Raw genomic sequence first — 11,671 nt, forward strand, 5'->3', positions numbered from 1 at the left:
CGTTAGTGGTGAGGAGGGCGGGTTTTGTTGTTCCGTTGTTCCGTTAGTGGTGAGAAGGGCGGGTTTTGTTGTTCCGTTGTTCCGTTAGTGGTGAGGAGGGCGGGTTTTGTTGTTCCGTTGTTCCGTTAGTGGTGAGGAGGGCGGGTTTTGTTGTTCCGTTATTTCAACAATAGCTGACCTTAGTCCCTAAACCCGCCCCTACAATTGCTGGATGTTGTTTAAATATTAAGGAGTGAAAAATGATAAAGAATTTTTTCGGGTATAGGAAATTAAATTGAGATACACATTGGCTTAATAGGCTCCTTGCTTCTTCATGACTACAGCAATCGTTTTCAGGATGAGCTGGAAATCATAGACAAGAGACCACTTGCGCTGATAAGCCAGATCCATCGACACAATATCTTCAAAATCAATCACACTAGAGCGACCATGGACTTGCCATTCTCCAGTCATTCCTGGCTTAGTTCTCAATCGTTGCCAATGATGCGGCTTGTAGTGTTGTACTTCATTCAGGGTGGGCGGACGAGTCCCGACTAAGCTCATCTCACCGTTAAGCACGTTCCAAAATTGAGGCAATTCATCCAAGCTGGTGCGCCGCAAAAACCGACCTATACAAGTGATGCGAGGGTCGTTGGTATTTTTAAAGATATGACCTTTTGCCTGATTTTGCACCAAATGTTGCCTGCGATCAGCATCTACAACCATTGAACGAAATTTCAAAATGCGAAAGGGTTTACCTCTTAAACCACAGCGAAGTTGACGATAGAAAATAGGACCCGGATCGTCAATCTGGATCGCGATCACAATTGGTATGGCGAGAATTGCCGTCAAAAACAAGCCAACCACAGCTCCCAGAATATCAATGAGACGTTTAATTTTACAGGTTGCCGACCGATGCTGCACAATTAACCGAGAGAAACTTTGGAGCTGGGGGGGATCACCCGGTAAGGGTGTGGAACAGTTTGATGTAGTAAACACAGTGTCAACTCAGTTGTATTACAAGTTGTAAGTTATTTAGCCGATTATCATGTTCTATATTATTGAGAGGTTTGCGAAAAAAAAATAGTCCGTTGGATACACTTCACGAATTCTTTACAATTTTATAGGGACTGAACGCAGTTTTTATGAAGATATGATGAAGATCATGGATTGAGATGAACGAGGATTACCCAATCTCACAATTTCTAATCAAAGCTGAAAGCGCGATCTAGGGTCTGAGTAGAGACGCGCCATGGCGCGTCTCTACAATGGTGCCGAACGTCCTAATCGATGTGTCTATTGCTATACCTTTGGCATCTATCCTAAGATGTAGATTATAGAGTCATAGCCCGTTTAAATGAGGCGTGAAAATAAATGGGGCTGAAACGCTTAGCCAGTAAGGGTTGCTATTTCAAAACTGATTTAGAGGTTAGTGAATAAGTATTGGGGTGATGATAGGGAATCGGGAACACCTCGACTTCGCTCGGTGTGTTACAGGGAACAGGTAATAGTTGTAGTGCGAGCGTCTCGCTCGCTATTTTGTCAGGATTTTATCTAGGTCTCATCAGAAAACGCTATATGCAACGTCTCTAAAGTATGTTGATAGCTTTTATTTATAGCAATGATTAAAATTAATAATTAAAGGCTCATCAAACGTTTGAGACAGACTCGATACAATCAGTTTAAGGTATTGACGTAGACGCTCGTGTTGTTGGAAATTGGGACGATAAAGCCGATCGCCTACGGGTGAAAACAGTTTGGCATCAGCTAGATCCCCATAAGGGAAATCTTGGGGAGAAGCTGGAGAGAACCCCTGTAGGCGATCGCGAGTTGGGATCAATCCTGACGGTAACTCACCGTCCAAAAACCTGATTAAACGTTCATCACAGGCGACTGTGTTGAGACCTTGACGTTCTAAGCGTTGCTTAATTTCTGCCAAAGTGTAATCCCGAATCTCTGATTCCTTTTCTGTCGGGGGAAACGCCTTAAGCAGTTCTAATAGCAGAAAGTAGTCACTGTATTGCTGCTGAAAGCGATTAAAGACATGGGGATACAGGGATAACCTCGCCAGTCCAGTAGCGACCCAAGGCGGGGACGATACAGTATCCTGGATCAGTGTAGCGTTAGGTAGTTTGTCTTGAAGCCACTGCTTCACCCTGTTTGACTTAGCGCTTCCTCCCGTACAGATAGCTTGACTGATCGCCTGTTGGGAAAGTCCTGCTTGAATCAGCAATCGGTTAAGCTGTTGGTTGAGTTGTTCAATAAACGGTGTGATAATGGCACTGTTGAAGTCTTTTTGCTGCACCGTCCATCGATAGGCACCCAATTCCAGGGTAAATTCGGTTTTGTGTGGCAAAATCAGCTTTAAGTATTCAGCCGCTTTCAGTAGCGCCTGTCCTAACACCGAATGCTGTAACTCGAATAAAGCGCGATCGCGTCTTTTGGGGTCAGGTTGACCGGGTAAGGGGGGTTCTAAATCCTGGCTAAGATTCAGTTGTGCTAATTGCGCCTCAGACATCTGAGGGTAGAGTAGCTGCCATATAATATCTTGATCAATCGCCTGACCTGCGTAAGACCAACTCTGAAGTTGAAAGTCAGCGTAAGTTAATTGACGGGGATTGTAAGGCAAATCCACTAATGCCAATTCCGTGGTGGTTGCGCCACTATCGATCACCAAGGTCCAGCCACGTCCAAGTGTGGAGGATTGAGGGGTTACGGTGGGAGAGGCGGGTTCAGACGTGGGAAAAGCGGCTAAGAGGGACGCGATCGCATCTTCTAAGAAGACAATTTGTTGAGATTCCTTGACTAACTTGGCAGCCAATACTGCTTCCCGAACATTAATCTGGTAGGTATCGCCCCAATCGGTTGGATAACTGACAATAACACCTGCCAGTTGTGCCAAAGCGTCTGCTAGTACGTCTGATTCTAGACCCATCGCCCCCACCTGCAATAACACCTTGGTGCGAACAGTCTCTGGGGTTAAAGTGGCTAACATTGCCTGTAAGGATCGCCGCACCCAATATAGAGGAACCTGTCCATCTGGTAACACTAACATCGGTTCCCACTGACGACGTTCTGGGCAATAGTAAGGAATTGCCAACGGTAAATAGGGTTTCACCGTGGACACCGTTATTCCTGGTGCTTTTACCACGGTAGGACTCGCGGAGGTTTGTGTCGGTAAGCGAAATACGCGATCGCCTGAATCATGATTGTTGGTTGACGATTCCTGTTGCCAATATAAAGGGTAGTGCTGACCTGTGTTTTTGTTCAACACCACAGCCGACAGCCCCGTGGTGCCGAAATCAATTCCTAAGTACCAGAGAGGATTATTGGTATCCACTAGCCAATTTGATGATCAAGTCACATCACCTACCTGTAGGGGTACTGCACTGTCCATTGGTGTCAACTTAAGACTTTGTATAACTAGCGCTCAAAGTTTAGATCCCCCTAAATCCCCCTTCAAAAGGGGGACTTTGATTAATTTCTGGTTCCCCCCATGGAACCAAAAGCGAAGCATCCTTTGGTCTCCCCCATGGAACAAAAAGCGAAGCAACCTTTGGCTTCCCCATGGAATAAAAAGCGAAGCATCCTTTGGTCTCCCCCATGGAACAAAAAGCGAAGCAACCTTTGGCTTCCCCATGGAATAAAAAGCGAAGCATCCTTTGGTCTCCCCCTTTTGAAGGGGGACGGAAGGGGGATCGGAAGGGGGACGGAAGGGGGATCTAAAAGGGGGACGGAAGGGGGATCATAAGGGAAGAGGGGGATCATAAGGGGGACGGAAGGGGGATCTAAAAGGGGGGGCTAGGGGGGATCTCTTATTAAGTAAGGGTTCCAGCCTTAAGTTGACACTAATGGTCACAGAAGCGCCCCTACTCTAATCCCTATTGTGTTCGCCATCCTCTAAAGACGTTTCTTGAGGTTGGCTCACGGACTCTTGATCCGGAGTCACGGAGTCTTCCAAGACATATTCTTGTACCACATTGTCTTGCTCTAAGTCAATCGATTCCTCAGACAAATCATCAGAAACATCGTCCAGCTCTGGGGATGGTGGTGGTGTTGTTGCCTCAGAGTCACTCACCAAGGGATCAGGTTCGCGAGAGTCTAGATCCGTGGGTGTTTTCTGTTGCCAATCTGAGAAGGTAACATCCTCCTGGGATAGGTCATGGAGGGCAAACTCTTCCCAATCTTCTGCCAACAACTCCTCTGACATGGGCAACGACTGGATTGAGTCCAAATCGAAATTTGGGGGTGAGACGGTGCGATCGCGAGACGGGGAGGGCTGAGGGACAATATTCAGATGGTCTTCTGCTTCAAAGCTGTGTAGGTCTTCACTAAGCTGCTGGAGGGTACTTTTATCTAGCCTAATCTCTTGACCGGAAAACTGTTGCGATTCATCGCTAACTAGCAAATCTTCATCGGGTGAGGCGGGAATATAGTGATCCTCAACTGAGGTAACGGGGGAATCAGTTTCTCCAGGGTGTTCCAAAAACCATTCTTCCTCACGAGTCGCCGCTATGGATGGGATATCGGCTACGGGGGGGGAATAACTTAACCCCATTTCATCGAGTAAATCGGTTAGGGCGGTAATTGTTTTAACGTCTTGAGACTCGCCGAACCGTTCCTGGTGAGGATAAGTGGCGGGTTCTGGCGTGGCGACTATCTCTGACTCAATCGGGGTGTTAGGTGTTGGCGTTTGAAATAATAAGGTTTCCCACGATAGTTGATCCTGATTGATGCCTTCAATCCAGGGTTCGGATACACTCGTTTCATCGGCGGGATCAGTAAATCCGTCAAATAGATAATCAGCAATCTCCACCGATCCAGTCTCACCGAAAGCCTGATCCGGGGATCGATTATCTTGCCAGTCCGTTGTAGTGATTGATGTCGCTGAGGTATTCGCTTCCGTCACTTCGGCGGTATTGACTGGAGGAGGGGTATTAGAGTCTGGGACAGCGTCTGTGCCAAATAGGGTATTATACAACTCATCAATTTCATGGTGGCGGTTCTCGACTTCAGTTTGATCGGCAACCTCGGGTTCTACGGGTTGCTTGGCGTCTGCCTGAGAGATTGGGGCTGAGGGGGATGATGGTGTTGTGGACTCCGACGTACTATCGATGCCTAAGAGGAAATCTAGGTCTTGAAATTCTGAATCCTTGTCTGAGATAGAGGTATCCATATCCCAGCCAATCAAGGCGTCTAGGGGATTGCCTCCTAAATTTTCTGTATCGAGTTCTTCCGTCCATTGCCGATCACCAATATTAGACGGCAGTTGAGCCTGGGTTGGTGGGGATGGGGTTAAGGCGTTGGTAGATAGAGTCACGTTGAATTCAGGCTGAGAACCCCGATCAATGCCCACAAAAATGCCCTCTTGTTTTGACGTCGATGACGTTGAATCGGGCACTGACTGGGATAATTCTGTCACCTCTGACCAAGGTTGAGACGATTGCACCAAGGTTGAGGTTTCTCGTCCCAATAGCTGGGCGAGGCGATTGACAAGGACTGTAAATAACAGCTCTCCTTGGTTGCTCAAGCGATGCATTTTGTCAAGTCCTTGAGACAAAGATTGCTGATACCCATGCAGATCCCGATCGAGTGCCTCAAAGACTGTCCGTTGGTTGGTGTCAAGATTGATTAACATGCGATCGCTCTCCCGTTGCAGTTGCCGCAGTTGCTCCAAGCGTTCTTGTGGCAACATTATCCCAGAGGCAGGTTGCCCGGGTGAGTCCGATGTTGATGAAGCGTTGAGGAGTTGGGCTTCTAAATTCAGTAAGATTTGAGCCAGTTGCTTTGTCAGGCGTTCGGTTGACTGGTTAATTAAATCCTGAGCAAATTCTGGGAGAGGTTGCTCAGGTCCCCCCCTTTTAGCGGTAACAGTATTTTGCAATTGCTGTTTCTTTTGCTCAAGGTGCTGAATTTCTTGAGTCAAGGACTCTCGCTGTTGACGTAATGCTGACAATTCAGTCTGCAAGGGTTCTGTAACCTGTTGGCGGATACTCTCCATTTCTTGGGCAACCGCCTGCACAATTGGTGTAATGGCTGATTCGTGGGATGGCGACATTGCCATTTCGTCTGGGTGCATCGACAGCAGATAGCGACGCACCCGTTCTAGGATTTCGCGATCGCGGACTAAATCGTTGGGTTTAGACCAAGGGAAACGGGAGCCAAACTTGGCAAGGAGACTGTCAATATCAGCAATCAGCGATTGGATTTTCTTCTGTTTAGTCACGGTGGAACGCCTGACAACTTATGTTCACGCTTCGCAGGAGTTATTGCGATCGCCTGCTTTTATTATGTAGGAACTTGAACGCTTAAGTTGTTAAATCTCCCTCAATATGCAGCATAATAGCTGTGTACCAATCTCCGGCTGATTAGTTTTAATTTCCAATAGGATTAGAATTGAAGGCACTTCGAGGGAGTATAGCGCCGTTCATCGATCAGGACATAAGTCCCTTGTATCTGCCATTATGGCTGGTCTGGATGGGGTGATGAGGGGCGCTTGTACCACAAAGACTCTATTTTGTGTCTGTTGTGGAACAGGAAGGAACCTGCTTAAGTTTTTGAGGATAACAAATCGCCGTACTTGTCCACGGCGTATACAATGTGGTTTGGCTTCATGGATGATCGATACAGCTCACACGAAATGAACTCTAATGTTAATGAGTTGATTCGCACTGCTCCTTTATTTTCTGGCTTACCAGAAGCGATTGTGAATCAAGCGACTTCTCATGTTGTTACTCGCAGCCACCCCAAGGATCGAGTTATTTTGCTGGAGAATGACTGGGGTGGCTCGGTTTACTTCATTTTGGAGGGCTGGGCAAAAATTCGTACCTATAACCTGGAAGGGAAAGAGGTGACCCTCAACATTTTAGGCAAGGGGGAAATTTTTGGCGAAATGGCGGCACTGGATGAGGTGCCTCGTTCTACCGATGTGATTACCTTAACGCCCACGACGATTGGCAGTATACCTGCCCAGGATTTTATCCAGCTTATTCATGATGAACCTTTAGCCGGGGTTCGTTTGTCTCAGCTTATGGCAAAGCGCTTGCGCCAAGTTAATCGCCGTCTCCGCCTGAGAGAGTCGGATAGTACGTCGCGAGTGGCAGACACGCTCCTGTTTTTGGCAGAGGGTCAGGGTAAACTTAAACAGCAAGGTACTGAGATTCCCAACTTACCCCATCGCGAGTTAAGCAGTTTGAGTGGATTGGCGCGGGAGACAGTGACGCGAGTTTTGACGAAGCTGGAAAAAAAAGGCTTGATTAAGCGAGAACACGATATTATGTTTATCCCGGATCTGGCGGCATTAGAACGCATTATTGCTTAGAAGTGTTATTTGTCTTATGTCCTTTGTCATTGGTAAGGTTTGAGGCAGATTTAGCTACGTAAGGGGATCAGGCGATCATGTCGAGGTGAAAGGGGCGTTAAAGTGGAGGTTGATCAAGCGTTGATAAAAGCTGAATGAGCGATTCTTTTGAGGATGCCCAAGTGCCTCGCCCTAATCCCGATCAGAATACTGAATCCTCCTCGAAGGACTCAGAAAATGTCAATGACGAATGGGATTTGGTGGAGGAACTAGAGCCAGAGACGGAACCATCAACCAATGCTAGACCTGAAAGGCTAATCCCTAATCAGGACAGAAATTCGGTGAGTCAACAATCTCAGGCACAACAGCGACAATTCAATACCACTGTCGTTATGGTAGAAACGGCGTTCCTCGCCAGTACAGCGAGTTTGATTTGGCTAATTAATTATTATTTTCCCCTCGGTCCAGTCTTGAAGATGTTTTTCCCGGTGCCAATCGCCTTGGTGTATATGCGTCGGGGAAATCGAGCCTCTTGGATGGCGGCACTGGTTTCAGGGTTATTGCTGTCGGTGCTACAAGGACCAACCCGCAGTATCCTGTTTTTGATTCCCTATGGTTTGATGGGCGTTCAGTTGGGCGCGTTGTGGAAACGTCAAGCGAATTGGTTATTTTCCATTGGAATTGGGACGCTACTGGGAACCTTGGGATTCTTTTTTCGCTTTTGGCTGCTCTCAATTCTTTTGAGTGAGGATCTGTGGGTTTATGTGATGACTCAAATTACCGAATTAGTGGAATGGGGGTTTGTCAAGCTGGGGTTACTCGCTCAACCCAGTTTAATGTTAATTCAGGTGGTGGCAATTGTGGCAATTGTGGTCAATAATGCCATTTATTTATTTGTGGTTCATCTGGTGGCGTTACTCATCTTTGATCGCCTGAAAAATCCCATTCCTCGTCCGCCTCAGTGGGTACAAGTTTTGCTGGATTATTAATTTTTGTAAACACGGCTCAAACCCTTACATAAGAAGAATGACGTAGCTTTCTTCTCAAGGGAGCGAGTATGACGAATGACGATCCCTACCATCAACTTTAATGAAAGTCCGACTACTTAGCTGTAAATATTGCTACAACATGGTTTGTTCCCCTGTTGGTACATTGGTAATTCGCTAAGATAACAGATTAAGTAGGTTACAGGTCACTTGATATGTCTTTATTGTTTATCATTCCCTTGGGGATTTTTCTCGTCACTGCGTATCTTTTTAAACAATTGGCTAATGAAATGGCTTATATTGCCGCTGCCATTGCTTTAGTTAGCTTAGTTGTAACGTTATGTTTAGCACCCTGGCAAATTCAATTATTGCTGCTAATATTAGTCATTTTTAGCAATCATAGACGCAGTTCTTCATCGTCTCAGCCCGTCACCGAGTCGTCATTGCCGGATGAGGATAACGTTAAGCTAGTTTATCGAGGCGTTAACTATGACCTAAGCTCTGCCCAGGTTGATGTCACGGAAGATGAGGTAATTGGGAAATATCGGGGTCAGGCTTTGAGAGTTCACCATTTGGTCAAACCTCCGGCTACGTCAACTCTCTTACCCTTGAAATATCGAGGGGTTAGCGTTAGCGATCACAAATCATTAATACCTGTGGTGAAAGAACAGAAGTTAACTCACCAAAACAGTAACGGGATAGGATAGATTAACTGTGACGCTCCTACACATCCCTAACGGGTAGGTGTAGGCTTCTCAGACACATCGAAGGGTGTGGAGAACTTCCTTAGAGGTAGTATCACTGAAGTGACGAGTCGTTGATAAGGAGAAACTATGCGAATTGCTCATAATATCACAGAAGTAATTGGTCACACTCCCCTAATTCAGCTCAACCGGATTCCTCAAGCCGAGGGATGTGTAGGACGAATTGTGGTGAAACTTGAGGGAATGAACCCAGCCGCGTCCGTGAAAGATCGCATCGGAATGAGTATGATTCAGGCGGCGGAAGAAGCGCGTCAGATTCAGCCAGGGAAAACGGTGTTAGTGGAACCGACATCGGGAAATACAGGTATTGCCCTAGCAATGGTAGCCGCCGCTAAAGGATATCAGCTAATCTTGACCATGCCCGATACGATGAGCATCGAACGGCGATCTATGCTGAAAGCGTATGGAGCCAAACTAGAGCTGACACCCGGAAGCGAGGGGATGAAAGGAGCAATTCGCCGAGCCAACGAAATTACCGAAAGTACTCCTGAAGCCTTTATGCTGCAACAGTTCCAAAACCCAGCCAATCCCAAAATCCATCGGGAGACGACGGCTGAAGAAATTTGGGCAGATACTGAGGGTCAGGTCGATATTCTTATTTCTGGCGTTGGCACTGGTGGTACGATTACTGGTATTGCCGAAGTGCTCAAGGAACGTAAACCCGATTTTACCGCGATCGCAGTTGAACCCACCAGTAGTCCAGTTCTCTCTGGCGGACAAGCTGGACCCCATAAGATTCAAGGGATTGGTGCTGGCTTTGTTCCTCAAGTTTTGCGTACAGACCTGATTGATGAAGTGGTTCAAGTCAGTGATGAAGATTCTATCGCTTTTGGTCGCCGTTTGGCACGAGAAGAAGGGTTGTTATCTGGAATCTCCTCCGGCGCCGCTTTATGTGCCGCGATTCAGGTGGCGAAACGTCCAGAAAATGCGGGTAAGTTAATTGTTATGGTACAGCCCAGTTTTGGCGAACGCTATTTGAGTACGCCTTTGTTTCGAGAACTTGATCAACCCGAAACACCTGTTCTAGTTTAATTGTCTTATGTCTTATGTCTTATGTCTTATGTCTTATGGCTTATGTCATTGAGCAAACTGCCTAAAGGACAGATGTGATCCGCATCTATACCCAATTCATTCAAGGCAATCAATGGTTGCAGCAGTATCGGGGACAACCTCCCCTACTCGCTTGTATTTTAGGATTTACGGCAACAGGGTTGATCCCTGGTATTTCTGCGGCTGGGGCAACTCCAGAGGATCGGAAGTATACTGCGATCGCGGATGCTGAATTCTTAGTTAATGGTTTTACTGCCAATCCTCAGTATCCTCTACCTCCCTTGGATGCTGGGGCGTCGCCTGTGCTGATTTCTCGTGCTGTCGTTGAGGCTTGTCACCTTCCGGTTTATCTATTCAATGCGGGTTTACCTCAACCGCCAGCCGTCCCAGCTATAGATTTAGGAGGTTTACCCGCTAACTGTTTAACCACAGGAATTGCCTTGCCCATCAATACTGTAAAACAACTATTTGAGCAAGGCTTAATTTGGGGTCAAAAGCTGGCAACTCTGACCCCAAGCGGATATGTAATGATTGCTGAATGTGTCGTTGGCGGAACCACAACGGCTTTGAGCGTGCTGACAGGGTTGGGTATTGCCGCCATGGGTAAAGTCAATAGCAGCCATCCTCACTGTAATCATCGCCAAAAAGCAGAAATCGTTCGGATTGGACTACAACAGGCAGACTGGGAAGAGAAACTGGCAGAATTCATTGATCCCTTCGAGTTAGTCGCCGCCGTAGGTGATCCCATGCAAATTACAGCCGCCGGAATGGTAATTGGGGCAAGTCAAAGCGTTGGTGTTTTGTTAGCTGGAGGGACGCAAATGCTGGCGGTTTATGCACTAGCACGGGCGTTGGCGCTTCTTCAAGAAGCAAGGGGAGCTGGGGGAGCTAGGGGAGCAGGGGGAGCAGGGGGAGCTGGGGAAGCTGGGGAAGCCAAAATTAGAGCTTATCGCCGTAGTCTTGATTCCTTACCATGGCAACCTAAGCAGGTGGTTGTCGGTACAACTCGCTGGGTGGCAGATGATCCCACGGGTGATACTGTAGGATTAGCACGAGCTATTGGTGGTGTTCCCCTTTTGGCAACCGACTTAAGTTTTGCCCAGTCAAGTTATCCGCAGCTACGGGCTTACGAACAAGGATATGTCAAGGAAGGCGTCGGTGCAGGAGGATGTGCGATCGCATCTCATCTTTACCAAGGATGGAACACGAGTCAATTACTGCAAGCCATTGAAGCACTTCTAGTTCAACACCATTAATTTAGAGCATTTAATTTAATTTAGAGCATTGGTGTCAACTCAAGCTCAAACATCTGGGAGTACGTTAGGGACAGCAATGCTCCACTCGGATAAGCTATAATTAAAGACTTTTTCCCCTATCTCCCCCTGCTTCCCCTGCTTCCCCTGCTTCCCCTGCTCCCCCTGCTCCCCCTGCTCCCCCTGCTCCCCCTGCTCCCCCTGCTCCCCCTGCTCCCCCTGCTCCCCCTGCTCCCCCTGCTCCCCCTGCTCCCCCTGCTCCCCCTGCTCCCCCTGCTCCCCCTGCTTCCCCTGCTCCCCCTGCTTCCCCTGCTTCCCCTGCTCCCCCTGCTTCCCCTG

At 47.6% G+C, this 11,671-nt stretch carries 9 protein-coding genes; 5 read left to right on the top strand and 4 right to left on the bottom strand.

Annotated elements, in window-relative coordinates; genetic code table 11:
* Positions 1–291: 291 nt before the first annotated feature.
* From RIB93_RS27200 to RIB93_RS27210, 3 genes are all read right to left on the bottom strand, one after another.
* Positions 292–906, bottom strand: coding sequence for a sugar transferase (locus RIB93_RS27200; protein WP_446377565.1), 615 nt, complete (start codon positions 904–906; stop codon positions 292–294).
* Between the two features lie 682 nt (positions 907–1,588).
* Positions 1,589–3,319 (bottom strand): hypothetical protein, encoded by a 1,731-nt coding sequence (locus tag RIB93_RS27205; RefSeq protein ID WP_446377549.1) that lies wholly within the window; start codon positions 3,317–3,319, stop codon positions 1,589–1,591.
* A 534-nt stretch (positions 3,320–3,853) separates the two neighbouring features.
* Positions 3,854–6,205 carry a hypothetical protein gene (locus RIB93_RS27210; RefSeq protein ID WP_446377551.1) on the bottom strand — a complete coding sequence of 784 codons (2,352 nt, stop codon included), beginning with the start codon at positions 6,203–6,205 and terminating at the stop codon, positions 3,854–3,856.
* 387 nt (positions 6,206–6,592) lie between these two features.
* On the opposite strand from RIB93_RS27210, the gene RIB93_RS27215 reads away from it, so the two are divergent.
* The 5 genes from RIB93_RS27215 to cobT all read left to right on the top strand — a co-directional run bounded on the left by RIB93_RS27215 (position 6,593) and on the right by cobT (position 11,335).
* Positions 6,593–7,300, top strand: a complete 708-nt coding sequence (locus RIB93_RS27215) for a Crp/Fnr family transcriptional regulator (RefSeq protein ID WP_446377553.1) — start codon at positions 6,593–6,595, stop codon at positions 7,298–7,300.
* Between the two features lie 134 nt (positions 7,301–7,434).
* Positions 7,435–8,268 (top strand): DUF2232 domain-containing protein, encoded by an 834-nt coding sequence (locus RIB93_RS27220; protein ID WP_446377555.1) that lies wholly within the window; start codon positions 7,435–7,437, stop codon positions 8,266–8,268.
* Positions 8,269–8,480: 212 nt separating this feature from the next.
* Complete coding sequence (locus RIB93_RS27225; RefSeq protein WP_446377557.1) at positions 8,481–8,972, top strand: DUF4278 domain-containing protein; 492 nt, start codon at positions 8,481–8,483, stop codon at positions 8,970–8,972.
* A gap of 126 nt (positions 8,973–9,098) precedes the next feature.
* A complete protein-coding gene (gene cysK / locus RIB93_RS27230) occupies positions 9,099–10,061 on the top strand; it encodes a cysteine synthase A (RefSeq protein ID WP_446377559.1) in 963 nt (320 codons plus the stop codon).
* A gap of 74 nt (positions 10,062–10,135) precedes the next feature.
* Positions 10,136–11,335: a nicotinate mononucleotide-dependent phosphoribosyltransferase CobT gene (gene cobT, locus RIB93_RS27235; RefSeq protein WP_446377561.1), complete on the top strand. Its 1,200-nt coding sequence runs from the start codon at positions 10,136–10,138 to the stop codon at positions 11,333–11,335.
* A 100-nt stretch (positions 11,336–11,435) separates the two neighbouring features.
* Here the strand turns inward: cobT and RIB93_RS27240 are convergent.
* Positions 11,436–11,671, bottom strand: a 236-nt coding sequence (locus RIB93_RS27240) for a hypothetical protein (RefSeq protein WP_446377563.1), incomplete at its 5' end; no start/stop codon positions are given.

Origin of the sequence: Coleofasciculus sp. D1-CHI-01 (assembly GCF_040218875.1) — a bacterium.
Classification (GTDB): Bacteria; Cyanobacteriota; Cyanobacteriia; order Cyanobacteriales; family Coleofasciculaceae; genus Coleofasciculus.